General features: G+C 64.1%; 19 protein-coding genes and 1 other RNA gene. 14 read left to right on the plus strand and 6 right to left on the minus strand.

Features of this window, described 5'->3' with window-relative positions; translation table 11 throughout:
- From rho to ACQKPE_RS14765, 4 genes are all read left to right on the plus strand, one after another.
- The coding region (gene rho, locus ACQKPE_RS14750) for a transcription termination factor Rho (RefSeq protein ID WP_427666924.1) at window positions 1-860 on the plus strand (860 nt) is incomplete at its 5' end.
- Between the two features lie 123 nt (window positions 861-983).
- Window positions 984-2,450, plus strand: a complete 1,467-nt coding sequence (gene ubiD, locus ACQKPE_RS14755) for a 4-hydroxy-3-polyprenylbenzoate decarboxylase (RefSeq protein WP_427666925.1) — start codon at window positions 984-986, stop codon at window positions 2,448-2,450.
- The gene (locus tag ACQKPE_RS14760; RefSeq protein ID WP_427666927.1) at window positions 2,450-3,418 is read left to right on the plus strand and encodes a CDP-6-deoxy-delta-3,4-glucoseen reductase; all 969 of its coding nucleotides are present in this window, start codon (window positions 2,450-2,452) and stop codon (window positions 3,416-3,418) included. Before ubiD ends, ACQKPE_RS14760 begins: the two co-directional genes overlap by 1 nt.
- Before the next feature lie 277 nt (window positions 3,419-3,695).
- A complete protein-coding gene (locus ACQKPE_RS14765; RefSeq protein ID WP_427666929.1) occupies window positions 3,696-4,346 on the plus strand; it encodes a gamma-glutamylcyclotransferase in 651 nt (216 codons plus the stop codon).
- A 34-nt stretch (window positions 4,347-4,380) separates the two neighbouring features.
- Here ACQKPE_RS14765 and ACQKPE_RS14770 read toward each other — a convergent pair whose 3' ends face one another.
- Window positions 4,381-5,358: an NADPH:quinone oxidoreductase family protein gene (locus ACQKPE_RS14770; protein ID WP_427666931.1), complete on the minus strand. Its 978-nt coding sequence runs from the start codon at window positions 5,356-5,358 to the stop codon at window positions 4,381-4,383.
- A 157-nt stretch (window positions 5,359-5,515) separates the two neighbouring features.
- Between ACQKPE_RS14770 and ACQKPE_RS14775 the strand changes: the two genes are divergently transcribed.
- Entirely contained in the window at window positions 5,516-5,926 is a 411-nt protein-coding gene (locus ACQKPE_RS14775) for a flagellar basal body-associated protein FliL (RefSeq protein ID WP_427666933.1), read from the plus strand.
- 122 nt (window positions 5,927-6,048) lie between these two features.
- Window positions 6,049-6,483 (plus strand): type II toxin-antitoxin system PemK/MazF family toxin, encoded by a 435-nt coding sequence (locus ACQKPE_RS14780; RefSeq protein ID WP_427666935.1) that lies wholly within the window; start codon window positions 6,049-6,051, stop codon window positions 6,481-6,483.
- Between the two features lie 145 nt (window positions 6,484-6,628).
- Here the strand turns inward: ACQKPE_RS14780 and ACQKPE_RS14785 are convergent, their stop codons facing one another.
- Window positions 6,629-7,081 (minus strand): EVE domain-containing protein, encoded by a 453-nt coding sequence (locus tag ACQKPE_RS14785; RefSeq protein WP_427666937.1) that lies wholly within the window; start codon window positions 7,079-7,081, stop codon window positions 6,629-6,631.
- A 174-nt stretch (window positions 7,082-7,255) separates the two neighbouring features.
- Here ACQKPE_RS14785 and ACQKPE_RS14790 point away from each other — a divergent pair, with 174 nt between their 5' ends.
- On the plus strand, window positions 7,256-7,405 hold the full coding sequence (locus tag ACQKPE_RS14790; RefSeq protein WP_375100002.1) for a hypothetical protein: 150 nt from the start codon (window positions 7,256-7,258) through the stop codon (window positions 7,403-7,405).
- Between the two features lie 19 nt (window positions 7,406-7,424).
- Here the strand turns inward: ACQKPE_RS14790 and ACQKPE_RS14795 are convergent, their stop codons facing one another.
- The 4 genes from ACQKPE_RS14795 to ACQKPE_RS14810 form a co-directional block, all read right to left on the minus strand.
- A complete protein-coding gene (locus tag ACQKPE_RS14795; RefSeq protein WP_427666938.1) occupies window positions 7,425-8,033 on the minus strand; it encodes a 5-formyltetrahydrofolate cyclo-ligase in 609 nt (202 codons plus the stop codon).
- An 80-nt stretch (window positions 8,034-8,113) separates the two neighbouring features.
- Window positions 8,114-8,293: non-coding RNA, 6S RNA (gene ssrS / locus ACQKPE_RS14800), on the minus strand.
- A gap of 17 nt (window positions 8,294-8,310) precedes the next feature.
- Entirely contained in the window at window positions 8,311-8,628 is a 318-nt protein-coding gene (locus ACQKPE_RS14805; RefSeq protein WP_427666940.1) for a cell division protein ZapA, read from the minus strand.
- Window positions 8,625-8,846 carry a TIGR02449 family protein gene (locus tag ACQKPE_RS14810; RefSeq protein ID WP_375100007.1) on the minus strand — a complete coding sequence of 74 codons (222 nt, stop codon included), beginning with the start codon at window positions 8,844-8,846 and terminating at the stop codon, window positions 8,625-8,627. Before ACQKPE_RS14810 ends, ACQKPE_RS14805 begins: the two co-directional genes overlap by 4 nt.
- 156 nt (window positions 8,847-9,002) lie before the next feature.
- On the opposite strand from ACQKPE_RS14810, the gene ACQKPE_RS14815 reads away from it, so the two are divergent.
- The 7 genes from ACQKPE_RS14815 (at window position 9,003) to ACQKPE_RS14845 (ending at window position 16,707) form a co-directional block, all read left to right on the plus strand.
- Window positions 9,003-9,557 carry a YecA family protein gene (locus tag ACQKPE_RS14815; protein WP_427666942.1) on the plus strand — a complete coding sequence of 185 codons (555 nt, stop codon included), beginning with the start codon at window positions 9,003-9,005 and terminating at the stop codon, window positions 9,555-9,557.
- A gap of 22 nt (window positions 9,558-9,579) precedes the next feature.
- Complete coding sequence (pepP, locus tag ACQKPE_RS14820; protein ID WP_427666944.1) at window positions 9,580-10,914, plus strand: Xaa-Pro aminopeptidase; 1,335 nt, start codon at window positions 9,580-9,582, stop codon at window positions 10,912-10,914.
- A complete protein-coding gene (gene ubiH, locus ACQKPE_RS14825) occupies window positions 10,911-12,110 on the plus strand; it encodes a 2-octaprenyl-6-methoxyphenyl hydroxylase (protein ID WP_427666946.1) in 1,200 nt (399 codons plus the stop codon). The genes pepP and ubiH overlap by 4 nt, the downstream gene beginning before the upstream one ends.
- Window positions 12,107-12,589 carry a DUF4442 domain-containing protein gene (locus tag ACQKPE_RS14830; protein ID WP_427666948.1) on the plus strand — a complete coding sequence of 161 codons (483 nt, stop codon included), beginning with the start codon at window positions 12,107-12,109 and terminating at the stop codon, window positions 12,587-12,589. Before ubiH ends, ACQKPE_RS14830 begins: the two co-directional genes overlap by 4 nt.
- A 9-nt stretch (window positions 12,590-12,598) precedes the next feature.
- On the plus strand, window positions 12,599-13,816 hold the full coding sequence (locus ACQKPE_RS14835; protein ID WP_427666985.1) for a 2-octaprenyl-3-methyl-6-methoxy-1,4-benzoquinol hydroxylase: 1,218 nt from the start codon (window positions 12,599-12,601) through the stop codon (window positions 13,814-13,816).
- Between the two features lie 111 nt (window positions 13,817-13,927).
- A complete protein-coding gene (locus ACQKPE_RS14840; protein WP_427666949.1) occupies window positions 13,928-14,929 on the plus strand; it encodes an extracellular solute-binding protein in 1,002 nt (333 codons plus the stop codon).
- A 218-nt stretch (window positions 14,930-15,147) separates the two neighbouring features.
- Entirely contained in the window at window positions 15,148-16,707 is a 1,560-nt protein-coding gene (locus ACQKPE_RS14845; RefSeq protein WP_427666987.1) for an ABC transporter permease, read from the plus strand.
- Window positions 16,708-16,777 lie beyond the last annotated feature (70 nt).

A 16,777-nucleotide genomic window follows, 5' to 3' on the forward strand; every position in this document is an offset into this window, starting at 1 on the left:
AGAACTTGACCCCGCTGTTCCCCAACGATCGCCTGAAGATGGAAGCCGGTAACGGTTCCACCGAAGACCTCACCGGCCGTGTCATCGACCTGTGCGCTCCCATCGGCAAGGGCCAGCGTGGCCTGATCGTCGCGCCGCCGAAAGCCGGTAAGACGATCATGCTGCAGAACATCGCGGCGAACATCACCCGCAACAACCCTGAGTGCCACCTGATCGTCCTGCTGATCGACGAGCGCCCGGAAGAAGTGACCGAAATGCAGCGCACCGTGCGCGGCGAAGTGGTTGCCTCGACCTTCGACGAGCCGCCAACCCGCCACGTGCAAGTGGCCGAGATGGTGATCGAGAAGGCCAAGCGCCTGGTCGAGCACAAGAAGGACGTGGTCATCCTGCTCGATTCCATCACCCGTCTGGCGCGTGCCTACAACACTGTGATCCCGAGCTCCGGCAAGGTACTCACCGGTGGTGTCGACGCCCACGCCCTGGAAAAACCCAAGCGCTTCTTCGGCGCCGCCCGTAACATCGAGGAAGGCGGCTCGCTGACCATCATCGCCACCGCGCTGGTCGAAACCGGCTCGAAGATGGACGAGGTGATCTACGAAGAGTTCAAGGGTACCGGCAACATGGAACTGCCGCTGGACCGCCGCATCGCCGAGAAGCGTGTGTTCCCGGCCATCAACATCAACAAGTCCGGTACTCGCCGAGAAGAGCTGCTGACTGCCGACGACGAACTGCAGCGCATGTGGATCCTGCGCAAGCTGCTGCATCCGATGGATGAAGTCGCCGCCATCGAGTTCCTGGTCGACAAGCTCAAGCAGACCAAGACCAACGACGAGTTCTTCCTGTCGATGAAGCGCAAGTAAGATCGTCGTGTCACGCAAAAAGCCGGGGGAACCCGGCTTTTTGCTGTCTGCACTTTGGCCATTGCGGCCTGAACGGCGCTACACTTTGCACCCCGACCGATACGGCCAACACGAGGCTTTTGCATGCAGTATCGCGATTTGCGCGACTTTATCCGTGGCCTGGAACAGCGCGGCGAGCTCAAGCGCATCCAGGTTCCGATTTCCCCCGTCCTGGAAATGACCGAAGTCTGCGACCGAACCCTGCGCGCGAAAGGCCCGGCGCTGTTGTTCGAAAAGCCCACCGGCTTCGACATCCCGGTGCTGGGCAACCTGTTCGGCACCCCGGAGCGGGTGGCCATGGGCATGGGGGCCGAGTCGGTCGATGAGCTGCGCGAAATCGGCAAGCTGCTGGCCTTCCTCAAGGAGCCCGAGCCGCCCAAGGGCCTGAAGGATGCCTGGTCGAAGCTGCCGATCTTCAAGAAGGTCGTGTCGATGGCGCCGAAGGTGGTCAAGGATGCGGTGTGTCACGAAGTGGTGGTCGAGGGTGACGACGTCGACCTTGGCGCGCTGCCGATCCAGCATTGCTGGCCGGGCGATGTGGCGCCCCTGATTACCTGGGGGCTGACGGTCACCCGCGGCCCGAACAAAGAGCGCCAGAACCTGGGCATCTATCGCCAGCAGGTGATCGGCCGCAACAAGGTCATCATGCGTTGGCTCAGCCACCGCGGCGGCGCGCTGGACTACCGCGAGTGGTGCGAGAAGCACCCTGGTCAGCCATTCCCGGTGGCCGTGGCCCTCGGCGCGGACCCGGCGACCATCCTCGGCGCCGTTACCCCAGTGCCGGATACCCTGTCCGAATACGCCTTCGCCGGCCTGCTGCGCGGTAACCGCACCGAGCTTGTGAAGTGCCGCGGCAGCGACTTGCAGGTGCCGGCCACTGCCGAGATCATCCTCGAAGGCGTGATCCACCCCGGCGAGATGGCTCCGGAAGGCCCGTATGGCGACCACACCGGCTACTACAACGAGGTGGACAGCTTCCCGGTGTTCACCATCGAGCGCATCACCCACCGGCGCAACCCGATCTACCACAGCACCTATACCGGGCGTCCGCCGGATGAGCCGGCGATTCTGGGCGTGGCGCTGAACGAAGTGTTCGTACCGATCCTGCAGAAGCAGTTCCCCGAGATCGTCGACTTCTACCTGCCACCGGAAGGGTGCTCCTACCGCATGGCGGTGGTGACCATGAAGAAGCAGTACCCAGGCCATGCCAAGCGCGTGATGCTGGGTGTGTGGTCGTTCCTGAGACAGTTCATGTACACCAAGTTCGTTATCGTCACCGACGACGACATCAACGCGCGCGACTGGAACGACGTGATCTGGGCCATTACCACCCGCATGGACCCCAAACGCGACACAGTGATGATCGAAAACACGCCAATCGACTACCTGGACTTCGCGTCCCCCATTTCGGGCCTGGGCTCGAAGATGGGCTTGGACGCGACCCACAAGTGGCCTGGCGAGACTACACGCGAATGGGGCCGCGCCATCGTCAAGGACGATGCCGTTACCCGCCGTATCGATGAGTTGTGGGACCAGTTGGGAATAGATTGATGCAGGTGACCTTGCAGCCTTCCGGTGCGGTACTGGCGGTCGAACCGGGCGAGAAGATTCTGGATGCCGCGCAACGCCTGGGCTACGACTGCCCAAACAGCTGCCGCAATGGCAATTGCCACGTCTGCGCCGCGTTGCTGGTGGAAGGGCGCGTGCGCCAGGACGGCCAGGTGCGTGACCACGGCGAACTGTTCACCTGCATCGCCGAGCCGCTGGAAGACTGCGTGCTGCTTTGGGATGGCGTGCTGGCCTTGGGTGAACTGCCGGTGCGCAAGCTGGCGTGTACGGTCAGTGAATGCATCGAGGTGGGGGGCGACGTCTGGCGTGTGCGCCTACGCACGCCCGCCGGCAAGCAGCCGCGCTACCACGCTGGGCAGTACCTGCTGATCGAGCGTGAAGGGGCCGACAAGGCCGCCTTTTCGCTGGCCTCAGCGCCGCATGGCGGGCGCGACCTGGAGCTGCATGTGTTGGCCCGGGAGAGCAGTGCCCAGGCCTTGATTACCCAGTTGCAGCGTAACGGCATGGCGCGCATCGAGTTGCCGTTCGGTGATGCGCACCTGGCAGAGTTGCCCGATGGTCCGTTGGTGCTGATTGCCGCAGGCACGGGCATGGGGCAGATGCACAGCCTGGTCGAGCACTGCCGCGCGCAGGGCTTCAAGCACCCGGTGCACCTGTACTGGGGTGTGCGGCGGCCCGAGGAGTTCTACCACATCGAGCACTGGCCCGAGTGGGAGCGCCTGCCCAACCTGTTCCTGCACAAGGTGGTCAGTGACCTGGGCGACTGGAAAGGGCGCTGCGGCCTGTTGCACGAGGCGGTGTGCGAAGACATTGGCGACCTCAACAGCGTACACGTCTACGCCAGTGGCTCGCCGAACATGGTCTACGGCACCCTCGATGCGCTGGTCGAGGCCGGGATGGACGCCCACCGCATGCGTGCGGATGTATTTGCCTACGCGCCACGCGGCTGAATGAGAAACGGCACGCTGCAAAGGCGGGCCGTTCTTTTTAATAACCTAAGTTGCAGTTTTCGATTATAAGGCCAGTATTGGCGCCTGCGCCGATAATAACTATCGCTATACTCGAAATATGACTTTCCGATCGTCGTGAATATGCTCGAAACCCTGCCCTTGGGGGTTGAGGTCTTCCTGGCATCTGTCTTACGGTAGGCGTGTCCTGGCGGCTGTAGGCTGTCGGGTACATGGCAACGTCTTTCGAAAAGTTTATGTGGAACAGTGGCGGCTTATCATGTTGGCAAGTGAAAGTAGCGCTTGGCAGTGCGCCTATCCTCCGATTGTCGATTTCGGACGGCCTTCTACTCGCGAACAATTGTTCAATTCGATGCAGCTCACCATGGCCCAACACAAAGGTGGCCCGGTGTGGTTGTTCGCCTATGGGTCGTTGATCTGGCGTCCGGAATGCAATTCGGTGGAGCGCCAGCGTGCGCGGGTGCATGGTTACCATCGTGGCCTTTACCTGTGGTCCCACGAGCATCGCGGCACCCCCGAGACGCCTGGACTGGTGTTCGGGCTTGACCGCGGCGGTTCTTGCAGTGGTTTCGCCTATCGCCTGGACGAGAGCAGCCTCGAGGATTCGCTCATGGCGCTGTGGCAGCGAGAGATGCCTTACCCAGCATACCGGCCGCACTGGCTAAGCTGCCGCCTGGACGATGGCAGCAAGGTGCAGGCCTTGGGCTTCGTGCTGGAGCGGCATCTGCCGTGCTATGCCGGCAACTTGCCGGACACGCTGCTGAGCCAGATTCTTGCCAGCGCAAAAGGGCGCTACGGCACCACGCGGGATTATGTGGAGCAGACCTTGAACGCCCTGCGCAGCCACCAGATGCCGGATCGTAATTTGGAAGCACGGTTTCGGCGTTGCCATAACCTGCGCGAGGTCTAGGGCTTTGCGGCGCGAAAACCGCAAAGCCAAAGCCTTACCTGGCTAGCACCACCAACTTACCCACCGCCTGACGCTGCCCCAGCCGCTCGATCGCCGCCCCTGCCTCTGCCAGCGGATAGGTCTGCGACACCAGTGGCTTGAGCTTGCCCTCGGCATGCCAGGCGAACAGTTGGCGGAAGTTCGCAGCGTTATCCTCCGGCTGGCGCTGGGCGAAGGTGCCCCAGAACACGCCCAGTATCGCCGCGCCCTTGAGCAGCGCCAGGTTCACCGACAATTGCGGGATCGTCCCGCTGGCAAAGCCCACCACCAGCAACCGGCCATTCCAGGCCAGGCTGCGCACCGCCTGGTCGAACAGCTCGCCCCCCACCGGGTCGTAGATCACGTCTACGCCTTGGCCGCCGGTCAGGCGCTTGAGCTCGTCCTTCAGGCTGCCCTGGCTGTAGTCGATCAGCTCATCTGCGCCCGCAGCCTTGGCCACGGCCAGTTTTTCCGCGCTGCTGGCGGCTGCGATCACCCGCGCACCAAGGGCCTTGCCGATCTCCACCGCTGCCAGGCCCACGCCACCTGAGGCGCCGAGCACCAGTAGCGTCTCGCCGGCCTTGAGCTGGCCGCGCTGGGTGAGGGCGTGCATGGAGGTGCCGTAGGTCATGCCGAAGGCGGCGGCGGTGGTCAGGTCCATGCTTTGCGGCACGGGCAGGACGTTGTAGAAGGGCACGGCCACCTGTTCGGCGAATGCACCCCAGCCGGTCAGGGCCATCACCCGGTCGCCGACCTTGAAGGCCCCGGCCTTCTCACCCACGGCCACGACCGTGCCGGCGGCCTCGCCGCCGGGCGAGAAGGGCAGTGGTGGCTGGAACTGGTACTTGCCTTCGATAATCAGGGTGTCGGGGAAATTGACCCCGGCGGCGTGCACGTCGAGCAGCACTTCGTTCTTCTTCGGGGTCGGGCCGGGCACCTCTTCCAGCACAAGGTTCTGCGCCGGACCCAAGGTTTTGCACAACAAGGCTTTCATCGGGGCTATTCCTTTGCGAGTGATGGCCGATAAGTGTAGGAAGGCGAGGGTCTCGGTCAACGAGCATGGCCGCCCCTGATGAGCCGGCATAAGCCTGGGCTTGGGTTTGAACGAAGTGCTGGGTAAGCTGGCGCCAACTGTATTGAGGAGCGAACTCGTGAAAGCGTGGATTTTGATGATGCTGGCCCTGATGCTGCCGGTAACGGCCATGGCAGCGGCCGAAGCGCCCAAGGAAGGCGAACCGAAGGTGGCCTACATCAACCTCAGCCCGCCCCTGGTCGGCAACTATGCCCTCGACGGCGGCCCGCGGCTGCGCGTGTACAAGGCCGACATCGCGTTTCGTGTTACCGGTGATGCCGCCGCAGCGGCGATCAAGCACCACGAGCCGCTGATCCGCAACCAGTTGGTGGCGCTGTTCACCCAGCAGGGCGTGGACAACATGAACAACGTCGAGGCCAAGGAGGCGCTGCGCAAGGAGGCGTTGAAGCAGGTGCAGCAGGTGATGGAGACCGAAGAGGGCAAGCCGATCGTCGAGGACTTGCTGTTCAACAACCTGATCGTGCAGTGAGCTGAGACGCTAACTAAGCGGTAGGACGCTTCTGTTTTTGTATTTGGCAAGTGTAGTTCGAGCTTTCAGCGAGGTTGGACAGGGTACATTCCCAGCCTGGTCCTGACGTTTGAGAGCCCGGCATGCCGTTGAAATATCAGCCAAAAGAAGCGTCTGTGCTGATCTGTGACTTTTCGGGGTTCACTATCCCTGAAATGGTCAAGGTCCGTCCGGTCATCGTGTTACGCAAGCACAGCCATAATCGTCAACTTGTCACAGTGGTACCACTTAGCACGACCGAGCCAGAATGTCTGGCGCGTCATCATGTAGCGCTTCCCAGTTATCTGCCTGGGGCACAGGTTGCCTGTTGGGCCAAGTGCGACATGTTGTACACCGTGAGCATCGCCAGGTTGGACAGATGCAAGGTGAGGTCTCGTCACGGCGGTAGGCGGGAGTACCAGGTGTTTTCGATGCTGCCAGAGCACTTCGCTGCGGTTCGGCAGGCTGTCAGCAGTGCGTTGGGCTTTCCTGTATGCTGCGGTGGTTGCCCAGGTTGCGAGCAGGGTGCATCTGGGTAATACTGCGAAGGTTCCCGAAAGGGGCTTGCGAGACTCTGCGGATCCTGGAATTCCAGCCATCACAGAGCCGGGCAGGTTAGATGGCAATGACAAGCCAACCTGTCTGTGATCAGGGCGCCGAAAGGCGCCCTTTGTCTTTTTGCTTTCAGTGCGCGAGCGCGATGATCGCCTCCCACTGCTCTGCCGTTACCGGCATCACCGACAGTCGGCTACCCTTTTGTACCAGCGCCAGCTCCTCCAGCGCCGTCTGCTGCTTGAGCAGCCCGAGCCCAAGTACCTGCTTGAAGGTTTGCTCATGGGCTACGTCCACTGCGCTCCAGGGGTTCTTCTCGGCACTGGCCTTGGCGTCGAAGTAGTGGCTTTGCGGGTCGAGGGCGGTGGGGTCGGGGTAGGCGGCGGCGACGATCTTCGCGACCCCGGCAATGCCGGGTTGCGGACAGCTGGAGTGGTAGAAGAAGAACGCATCACCCACGCTCATCGCACGCATGAAGTTGCGCGCCTGGTAGTTGCGTACCCCGTCCCAGCGAGCTTGGCCGAGGCGGCCCAGGGCTTCGATGGACAACTCGTCGGGCTCGGATTTCATCAGCCAGTAGGCCATGGGTATTGCTCCGGAAAAAATTAGAAATATCCTATTGCATTAAACCGACAGTCGGTTGGCGTCAACGTTTGCTTGGCGACGCAGGTTGTCGGAGAATGCGCCGATTTCAAGCACCACGCTCCGGTAGCACCAAGAAGGCTGTCGAGCGGCTCAGTTTGCCTTAGGGGGGCAACCATGAAAAAACGCAAACCGGATTTGCTCTGGGTATTGGCCTTTCTGTTCGGCCTGGGCGTCGTCACTACCGGTTATGCGCAGGGTTTCTGGGAGCGTAAGATGGATGCTGCCTACCAGACCCCGATCGAGCACACCCAAGCGCAACGCTGAGCCCGCCTTCTCGCGCGGCTCAATGTGGCGCCAGGTACCAGCCCCGGTCCGATACCGTCCCACGTAACGGCACATCCCAGCTGGCCTGCGCCAGTCGTTCGACTTTCTGGCATTCATGGGCCAGCCCCAGCAGCAGTGGCTTCTTCCAGGTTTTGCGGCGCGCTTGGTAGGCCAGGCTGCGGTCATAGAAGCCACCTCCCATTCCCAGCCTTCCCCCCACTTCATCGAAACCGACCAGCGGTAGCAGGATCAGGTCCAGCGCCCAGATGGGCCGCTGCCGTTTGCGCGAGGTCAGCGGCTCCGGAATACCGAAGCGATTACGGCGCAGGGTTTCGCCCTGTTCGAAGCGCTGGAACACCATGCGTGTACGCGGCCAGGCATTGAGCACCGGCAGGTAGGTGCGCTTGCCGCGCTTTTGCGCGGCACGCAGCAACAGGCGTGGGTCGATCTCGCCATCGTTGGGCAGGTACAGCGCGATGTGCCGGGCGCGGCGGAACATGGGGTGCTGGGCCAATTGGCGGTACAGGCCAAGCGCGGCATGGCGTTGCTGGGCGGGCGTCAGGGCGCGGCGGGCGTTGCGCAGCAGGCGGCGCAGTTGAGGGCGGCTGAGCGGCGCGGTGTCGGTCATGGCGCAGGCGCTTCCGAGGCGTTGGCCAACAGTGCTGGCCGAAACGAAAAGCCCGCCTGGAAGGGCGGGCATTTGAATTCAGGCTCCCCGATGAAACCGCTATCGGTGTAGCCCTTGAACCCGAAAGTTCAAGGTGGAGATTGCAGGGGGCGTTAAGGCTTTCCGTCGGGCGGACATGCACACCTGCCCCAGCGTGCAACCCCCGTGGTTGTGCGTATCGGCTCAGGGACATAACCGACTGGCGCATCCCCCAGGGAGTGGCGCCAGTATATCAAGCTCAGCCGATTTTGGTATCCGCCTCGTCGCCCAATGCCTGGTCGACGCGCTCGAGCAGGTCGCGCACCTGCTCGCGGGTGGTGCCGCCGCTGGCCACTTCCGGGCGCTCCTGGCGATGCAGCAGCTCGTGGGTGATGTTCAGCGCGGCCATGACCGCGATGCGGTCGGCGCCGATCACCTTGCCGCTGCTGCGGATCTCACGCATCTTGCCGTCCAGGTAGCGTGCTGCGCTGACCAGGTTGTTGCGCTCCTCGGGCGGACAGATGATGGAATATTCCTTGTCGAGGATCTGGACGGTGACGCTGTTGCTTGAACTCATGAGTCTTGCTCCAAGGCCTTGAGGCGCAAAATCATCGATTCGATCTTGCGTCGTGCGATCTCGTTCTTTTCGATGAGGTGGGCGCGCTCCTCGCGCCAGGATTTTTCCTGCGTTAGTAGGAGTGCATTTTGCCGTTTTAGTTGCTCGACGCGCTCGATCAGCAGCTCGAATCGGCTCATCAGCGCTTGCAGGTCGTTTTCTTGCGCGTTCTCTTGCATGGGGTGCGCTCGCTTCGCTCCGTCGTGTCGATCGTCTGGCGATCATGCCTGTCCCGGGGGCGGGACGGCCAGTGCAGATGGTCTTGGCGCGCCTGCCGGTGCTAGGATACAAGGCCTTCATTCTAGTCATATGCGCCGCCTGGCGCCTAGCAGCCCATGCCCAATACCCAATCGCCATACATCGCCTTTGCCATGCTGCTTTCCAGCAATGGCCACCCTGTCACTCCCGCCGAGCTGCACGGCCTGCTGATCGGTCGCAGTTGCGCCGGCGCCGGCTTCGATGCCGAGGCCTGGCTGGCCGACGCCGCCCAGTTGCTCGAAACCGAACCTGGCGACAACGTGCGTAACGCGCTGGTCGGCCTCCAGGAGATGGTCAAGGCCGAACTCACGGGGGAAGACGTCGCTATCGTCCTGCTGCTGCCAACCGATGACGCCGCGCTGGCCGACCGCGCTGCGGCCCTGGGCCAGTGGTGCCAAGGCTTCATCACTGGCTTCGGCCTGAACGCCGGTGGCAAGGATTTGTCCACCGATGCCAAGGAAGTGCTCCAGGACCTGGTGGCCATCTCGCAGGTACAGGAAGCGCTGGAAGAGTCCGAGGACGGCGAGAGCGACTACATGGAAGTGATGGAGTACCTGCGCGTCGCGCCGCTGTTGCTGTTCACCGAGCTGGCCACGCCCGAAGCGCCCGCATCCAAGCCATCGCTGCATTGATCGTCCCGGGGGTCGTTTGCCCATGAGCCACATACCCAAGGCGGAGTACGCCCGTCGGCGCAAGGCGCTGATGGCGCAGATGGTCCCCAACAGCATCGCCATCCTGCCGGCTGCCGCCGTTGCCATTCGCAACCGCGATGTCGAGCACGTGTACCGCCAGGACAGCGACTTCCAGTACCTCAGCGGCTTCCCCGAGCCCGAGGCAGTGATCGCCCTGATTCCCGGCCGCGAGCACGGCGAGTACGTGTTGTTCTGCCGCGAACGCAACCCCGAGCGCGAGCAATGGGATGGCCTGCGCGCCGGCCAGGAGGGCGCGATACGCGACTTCGGCGCCGACGATGCCTTCCCCATCACCGACCTCGACGAGATCCTGCCGGGCCTGATCGAAGGCCGCGACCGGGTCTACACCGCCATGGGCAGCCACCCCGAGTTCGACCGCCACCTGATGGAGTGGATCAACGTGATCCGCTCCAAGGCGCGCCTCGGCGCCCAGCCGCCGAACGAATTCGTTGCCCTGGATCACCTGCTGCACGACATGCGCCTGTATAAATCGGCGGCGGAAGTGAAGGTGATGCGCACTGCGGCGCAAATTTCCGCGCGTGCCCATGTGCGGGCGATGCAGGCCTGCCGGGCCGGGCTGCACGAGTTCAGCCTGGAAGCCGAGCTGGACTACGAGTTCCGCAAGGGCGGGGCAAAGATGCCGGCCTATGGCTCGATCGTCGCCGCTGGGCGCAATGGCTGCATCCTGCACTACCAGCAGAACGACGCACCGCTCAAGGACGGCGACCTGGTGCTGATCGACGCCGGTTGCGAGATCGACTGCTACGCCAGCGACATCACCCGCACCTTCCCGGTCAGTGGGCGTTTCTCGCCAGAGCAGAAGGCGATCTACGAACTGGTGCTCAAGGCCCAGGAGGCCGCGTTCGCCGAAATCGCGCCGGGCAAGCACTGGAACCACGCCCACGAGGCGACGGTGCGGGTCATTACCGAGGGCCTGGTCGAACTGGGGCTGCTCAAGGGCGAGGTGCAGGCGCTGATCGACAGCGAGGCGCACCGCGCGTTCTACATGCACCGCGCCGGGCATTGGCTGGGCATGGATGTGCATGACGTGGGCGAATACAAGGTCGGCGGCCAGTGGCGAGTGCTCGAGCCGGGCATGGCGCTGACTGTCGAACCGGGTATCTACATTGCCGCCGATAACCAAGACGTCGCGAAGAAATGGCGTGGCATCGGCGTGAGGATCGAGGACGACGTGGTGGTGACCCGCACAGGCTGTGAAATTCTGACATCGGGCGTGCCGAAGACGGTCGCCGAGATCGAGGCATTGATGCAAGACGCGCGCAGGGCCGTGGCATGAGCCGGGTCAACCTGGCGATCATCGGCGGCGGGCTGGTCGGTGCCAGTTTGGCCCTGGCGCTACAAGCCGGCGCCAAGGCGCGTGGCTGGAAGATCCTGTTGATCGAGCCGTTCGCCCCCGGCGACAGCTTCCAGCCCAGCTACGACGCACGTTCCTCGGCGCTGTCGTTCGGCACCCGGCAAATCTACGAGCACCTGGGCCTGTGGCAGGCCATCAGCCGCCGCGCCGAACCGATCCGGCAAATTCTCGTTTCCGACCGCGGGCGTTTCGGTGCCACCCGCCTGGACGCCCTCGAGGAAGGCGTGCCGGCGCTGGGCTACGTGCTGGAGAATGCCTGGCTTGGCCAGTGTTTGTGGCAGGGGCTGGACAGCGAGGTGGTGAGCTGGCGCTGCCCCGCCGAGGTCAAGGCCCTGCAGGCGATCGAGGGCGGCTACCGCCTGCAACTCGACGACGACACCCTGGTCGAGTGCGACCTGGCGGTGCTGGCCGATGGCGGGCGCTCTGGCCTGCGCGAGCAACTGGGTATCCACGTGCGCCGCACGCCTTACGACCAGAGCGCGCTGATCGCCAACATCACCCCAGGCGAGGCCCATTGCGGGCAGGCCTTCGAGCGTTTCACCGAGCAGGGCCCGATGGCCGTGCTGCCGCTACCGGAAAACCGCTGTGCGCTGGTGTGGACGCGCCAGGGCATGGACGCCAAGCGCCTGGCCGAGCTCGATGAGCGTGCCTTCCTGAACGAGCTGCAAGAGGCTTTCGGCTATCGCCTGGGCGCGCTGCGCCAGGTGGGCGCGCGGCACTTGTATCCGCTGTCGCTGGTGGAAGCCGAGGAGCAGGTACGCCCGCACCTGGTGGTGCTCGGCAACGCCGCCCACAGCCTGCACCCGATTGCCGGCCAGGGCTTCAACCTGTCGCTGCGCGACGTGCAGTCGCTGTCCGAGGCCCTGCTCGGTGGGCCGCAGCACCCTGGCGACCTGGCCACGCTACAGGCCTACCAGCAGCGTCAGCGCCTCGACCAGGCCATGACCATCGGCTTCTCCGACCAGGTCACGCGCCTGTTCGGCAGCAACCAGCCGCTGATTACCGCCGGGCGCAACATCGGCCTGCTGGGGCTGGACCTGCTGCCCCCGGCAAAAAGCTGGTTCGCCCGCCAGGCCATGGGCCTGGGCACCCGCCCCGACCTGCGGGGCCGCACATGAGCGCTACCCGCAAGCTCGCCCGCCGCGCCCGCCTGCTGCGCTGGATTCTGAACCTCTACCCGCCCTACCTCGGCGCTGGCATTCGGGTACTGAACATCAGCCCGGACATGCGCAGTGCCAGGGTGCGCATGAAGCTCACCCGCCTGAACCGCAACTACGTCGGCACCCAGTTCGGCGGCAGCCTCTATTCGATGGTCGACCCGTTCTACATGTTGTTGCTCATCGAGCAATTGGGGCGCGACTACATCGTCTGGGACAAGGCCGCCAGCATCGACTTCATTGCCCCTGGCAAGGGTGCAGTGTTCGCGGAGTTTCACATCGAAGACGGCCTGCTGGAGGAAATTCGCCAGCAGACCGCCAACGGCAAGAAGTACCTGCCCCGTCTGCAGGTCGATATTCGCGACGGTGCCGGCGAGCTGGTGGCGCGGGTCGATAAAACCCTATATGTGCGGCTCAAGCCGCAAGCGAGGCAGGCGTAAGGCATGGAAATGCGCGCGGATCTATTGATAGTCGGTGCCGGTATGGTCGGCAGCGCACTGGCCCTGGCCCTGCGCCACAGCGGCCTGGAAGTGATTCTGCTGGACGGCGGCCCGCTGTCGGTCAAACCGTTCGACCCGGCCTCGGCATTCGAGCCGCGGGTCAGCGCGCTGTCGGCTGCCAGCCAGCGCATTCTCGAGCGCCTGGGCGCCTGGGAAGGCATTGCCGGGCGCCGCGCTTCGCCTTACTCCGACATGCAGGTGTGGGACGGCAGCGGCACCGGGCAGATCCACTTCTCGGCGGCCAGCGTGCATGCCCAGGTGCTCGGCCATATCGTCGAGAACCGCGTGGTGCAGGATGGCCTGCTCGAACGCCTGCTCGACAGCGACGTTGGCCTGCTGGCCAATGCTCGCCTTGAACAGCTGCGCCGCTCCGGCGATGACTGGCTACTGACCCTGTCCGACGGTCGCAGCTTGCGTACCCCGCTGGTGGTTGCGGCCGATGGCGCCAACTCGGCGGTACGGCGCCTGGCCGGTTGCGAAACCCGTGAGTGGGACTACCTGCACCACGCCATCGTCACCAGCGTGCGCTGCAGCGAGGCGCACCGGGCCACCGCCTGGCAGCGCTTCACCGACGATGGCCCGCTGGCCTTCCTGCCGCTGGCCCGCGATGGCGGCCAGGACTGGTGCTCGATCGTCTGGTCGACCACCCCCGAGCACGCCGAGCAGCTCATGGCGCTGGATGACAGCGCCTTCTGCCAGGCCCTGGAGCGCGCTTTCGAAGGGCGTCTGGGCCAGGTGCAGCATGCAGACCCTCGGCTGTGCGTGCCGCTGCGCCAGCGCCATGCCAAGCGCTACGTGCAGGAAGGGCTGGTGCTGATCGGCGATGCGGCGCACACCATTCACCCGTTGGCGGGGCAGGGCGTCAACCTGGGTTTCCTTGATGCTGCCGTGCTGGCCGAGGAGCTTGTGCATGCCTGCGAACGTGGCGAGCGCCTGGCGGATGTAAAGGTGCTCAGCCGCTACGAGCGTCGGCGCATGCCGCACAACCTGGCATTGATGGCCGCCATGGAGGGCTTCGAGCGGCTGTTCCAGGCCAACCCGCTGCCGCTGCGCTGGTTGCGCAACACCGGTCTGAAGTTGGTCGAAGGTATGCCTGAGGCCAAGGCAGTGTTCGTGCGCCAGGCACTGGGGTTGAGTGGGGACTTGCCTGAGTTGGCTAAAGCTTGAGGATATTGGGGCTGCGCAGCAGCCCCTTGCAACATTCGGTAACGGCTGTGTGGATGAGGCGCAAAATGGGATTCACTATCATTTGCGCCTCAACTACCGAGGAGCACTTCCATGTTGCCACGCAAACCCCTACTGGCCGCCCTGGCCCTTTCCCTGTTCGCAGGCGCCGCCAACGCAGCGGACGAAGTGGTGGTGTACTCCTCGCGTATCGACGAACTGATCAAGCCGGTATTCGATGCCTACACCGCCAAGACCGGCGTGAAGATCAAGTTCATCACCGACAAGGAAGCCCCGTTGATGCAGCGCATCAAGGCCGAGGGCCAGAACGGCGTGGCCGACCTGCTGCTGACCGTGGATGCCGGCAACCTCTGGCAGGCCGAGCAGATGGGCATCCTGCAACCGCTCAAGTCGGACATCATCGACAAGAACATCCCCGCCCAATACCGCGCCTCGTCCCATGAGTGGACCGGCCTGAGCCTGCGCGCGCGGACCATCGTCTACTCCACCGAGCGGGTCAAGCCTGCAGAGCTGAGCACCTACGAGGCACTGGCCGACAAGCAGTGGGAAGGCCGCCTGTGCCTGCGCAGCTCGAAGAAGGTCTACAACCAGTCGCTCACCGCCACCCTGATCGAGAGCCACGGCGAGGCCAAGGCCGAGCAGATCGTCAAGGGCTGGGTCAACAACCTGTCCACCGACCCGTTCTCCGATGACACCGCCGTGATGAGTGCGATCGAGGCCGGCCAGTGCGACGTTGGCCTGGTCAACACCTACTACTACGGCCGCCTGCACCAGCAGAAGCCCAACCTGCCGATCAAGCTGTTCTGGCCCAACCAGGCCGACCGTGGTGTGCACGTCAACCTCTCGGGTATCGGCCTGACCAAGCATGCACCGCACCCGGAAGCGGCGAAGAAGCTGGTGGAGTGGCTGACCAGCGTCGAGGCGCAGAACCTGTTCGCTGACATCAACCAGGAGTTCCCGGCCAACCCGCAGGTCAAGCCATCTGCTGAAGTAGCCGCTTGGGGCAGCTTCAAGGCCGACAGCATTGCGGTGGAAGTGGCCGGCAAGCGCCAGGCCGAAGCCATTCGCCTGATGGATCGGGCTGGCTGGAACTAAGCGCAAGGCTTTATGCTTTTGGGGCCATCCAGGTCCTTTTCGCGGGCAAGCCCGCTCCTACAGGGATCAGCGCTGAACCTGTAGGAGCGAGCTTGTCGGGGCGCCGAACCGTCGCGAACGACCGCAACGCGGTCGCAATTTCAGAGATTCCACTTTTGCCCCATTCCCCCCAACGCCGCTGGTACCTCCCGGTTTCCTTCGTCGCGCTCCTGGTGCTGATGCCGCTGAGCGTGCTGCTGCTGTCGTGGCAGTCGATCGACACGCAGATCTGGTCGCACCTGCTCGATACCCAGATGAGCCGCCTGCTGGGCAACACCCTGACCCTGATCCTCGGCGTCGGCATCGGCGTTACCGTCCTGGGTGTGAGCCTGGCCTGGCTGACCAGCCTCTGCGAGTTCCCCGGCAGGCGCTGGCTGGACTGGGCGTTGATGCTGCCGTTCGCCATCCCGGCCTATGTGCTGGCCTTCGTCTTCGTCGGCCTGCTGGATTTTGCCGGCCCCGTGCAAAGCGCGCTGCGCGAGGTGTTCGGGCCGATGCGCCTGCCTCGGGTGCGCTCCACCGGCGGCGTCATCATAGTGCTGGTGCTGGTGTTCTACCCCTATGTCTACCTGCTTGCGCGCACCGCCTTCCTGGCCCAGGGCAAAGGCTTGATGGAGGCGGCCCGGGTGCTTGGGCTGTCGCCGTTGCAGGCGTTCTGGCGGGTGGCGCTGCCGATGGCACGGCCAGCCATCGGTGCAGGCATTGCCCTGGCGCTGATGGAAACCCTGGCAGATTTCGGCGCGGTTTCGGTGTTCAACTTCGACACCTTCACCACGGCCATCTACAAGACCTGGTATGGCTTCTTCAGCCTTTCCAGCGCCGCGCAGCTGGCCAGCTTGTTATTGCTGGTGGTGATGCTGGTGCTGTACGGCGAGCGCCGCGCGCGGGACGCCAGCCGTACCGGCAACGAACGCCCACGCGGGCAGGCGCTGTACCACCTGCGTGGTTTCAAGGCGCTGCTGGCCAGTAGCTGGTGCGGGCTGGTATTCGCCTGCGCCTTCGTCATCCCGATGCTGCAATTGCTGGCGTGGTTCTGGCAGCGCGGGCGGCATGACCTCGACGAGCGCTATGCCGGGTTGATCCTGCACACCCTGTACCTGGGCGCCATGGCGGCGCTGGTTACCGTGTGCGTAGCCCTGCTGCTGGCCTTCGCCCGGCGCCAGGCATCCACCCCGGCGATTCGCGCTGGAGTGGGCATGGCCAACCTGGGCTATGCATTGCCGGGCTCGGTACTGGCGGTGTCGATCATGCTGGCCTTCAGCTTCCTCGATAACCAGCTGGTGATACCGCTGTCCACCTGGCTGGGCGGTGCGGGCAAGCCGCTGCTGCTGGGCAGCCTGTCGGCGCTGCTGCTGGCCTATCTGGTGCGCTTCATTGCCGTGGCCTACGGCCCGCTGGAAAGCAGCCTGGAGCGTATTCGCCCGTCGCTGCCGGAGGCTTCGCGCAGCCTGGGGGTCGGCGGCGCAGGATTGTTTTTCAGGGTGTATCTGCCCTTGCTGGTGCCAGGTGCTCTTAGCGCCGCGCTGCTGGTGTTCGTCGATGTGCTCAAGGAAATGCCGGCCACCTTGCTGATGCGCCCCTTCGGCTGGGACACCCTGGCGGTGCGGGTGTTCGAGATGACCAGCGAAGGGGAGTGGGCGCGTGCCTCGTTGCCGGCACTGACCCTGGTGCTGGTCGGCCTGTTGCCCGTCATCGGCCTGATCCGCCGTTCGGCGCAACGCCCAGGCGTGCGTCGCTGAGGGTGCCAGCCCGCGTCCATGCGGCTACAATGCGCGGCATTCGCAGCGGCGAGTCCTACAAGAAACGGTG

It is taken from the genome of Pseudomonas sp. NPDC089554, from assembly GCF_050280645.1.
In the GTDB taxonomy this organism is placed as follows: domain Bacteria; phylum Pseudomonadota; class Gammaproteobacteria; order Pseudomonadales; family Pseudomonadaceae; genus Aquipseudomonas.

What these genes read in the sequence shown, in the direction of transcription:
- ubiD (WP_427666925.1), top strand. Translation starts at nt 984, where the DNA reads ATGCAGTATCGCGATTTGCGCGACTTTATCCGTGGCCTGGAACAGCGC.
- ACQKPE_RS14840 (WP_427666949.1), top strand. Translation starts at nt 13,928, where the DNA reads ATGTTGCCACGCAAACCCCTACTGGCCGCCCTGGCCCTTTCCCTGTTC.
- pepP (WP_427666944.1), top strand. Translation starts at nt 9,580, where the DNA reads ATGAGCCACATACCCAAGGCGGAGTACGCCCGTCGGCGCAAGGCGCTG.
- ACQKPE_RS14760 (WP_427666927.1), top strand. Translation starts at nt 2,450, where the DNA reads ATGCAGGTGACCTTGCAGCCTTCCGGTGCGGTACTGGCGGTCGAACCG.
- ACQKPE_RS14835 (WP_427666985.1), top strand. Translation starts at nt 12,599, where the DNA reads ATGCGCGCGGATCTATTGATAGTCGGTGCCGGTATGGTCGGCAGCGCA.
- ubiH (WP_427666946.1), top strand. Translation starts at nt 10,911, where the DNA reads ATGAGCCGGGTCAACCTGGCGATCATCGGCGGCGGGCTGGTCGGTGCC.
- ACQKPE_RS14790 (WP_375100002.1), top strand. Translation starts at nt 7,256, where the DNA reads ATGAAAAAACGCAAACCGGATTTGCTCTGGGTATTGGCCTTTCTGTTC.
- ACQKPE_RS14830 (WP_427666948.1), top strand. Translation starts at nt 12,107, where the DNA reads ATGAGCGCTACCCGCAAGCTCGCCCGCCGCGCCCGCCTGCTGCGCTGG.
- ACQKPE_RS14810 (WP_375100007.1), bottom strand. Translation starts at nt 8,846, where the DNA reads ATGCAAGAGAACGCGCAAGAAAACGACCTGCAAGCGCTGATGAGCCGA.
- ACQKPE_RS14845 (WP_427666987.1), top strand. Translation starts at nt 15,148, where the DNA reads ATGCCGCTGAGCGTGCTGCTGCTGTCGTGGCAGTCGATCGACACGCAG.
- ACQKPE_RS14785 (WP_427666937.1), bottom strand. Translation starts at nt 7,081, where the DNA reads ATGGCCTACTGGCTGATGAAATCCGAGCCCGACGAGTTGTCCATCGAA.
- ACQKPE_RS14795 (WP_427666938.1), bottom strand. Translation starts at nt 8,033, where the DNA reads ATGACCGACACCGCGCCGCTCAGCCGCCCTCAACTGCGCCGCCTGCTG.
- ACQKPE_RS14805 (WP_427666940.1), bottom strand. Translation starts at nt 8,628, where the DNA reads ATGAGTTCAAGCAACAGCGTCACCGTCCAGATCCTCGACAAGGAATAT.
- ACQKPE_RS14765 (WP_427666929.1), top strand. Translation starts at nt 3,696, where the DNA reads ATGTTGGCAAGTGAAAGTAGCGCTTGGCAGTGCGCCTATCCTCCGATT.
- ACQKPE_RS14815 (WP_427666942.1), top strand. Translation starts at nt 9,003, where the DNA reads ATGCCCAATACCCAATCGCCATACATCGCCTTTGCCATGCTGCTTTCC.
- ACQKPE_RS14780 (WP_427666935.1), top strand. Translation starts at nt 6,049, where the DNA reads ATGCCGTTGAAATATCAGCCAAAAGAAGCGTCTGTGCTGATCTGTGAC.
- ACQKPE_RS14770 (WP_427666931.1), bottom strand. Translation starts at nt 5,358, where the DNA reads ATGAAAGCCTTGTTGTGCAAAACCTTGGGTCCGGCGCAGAACCTTGTG.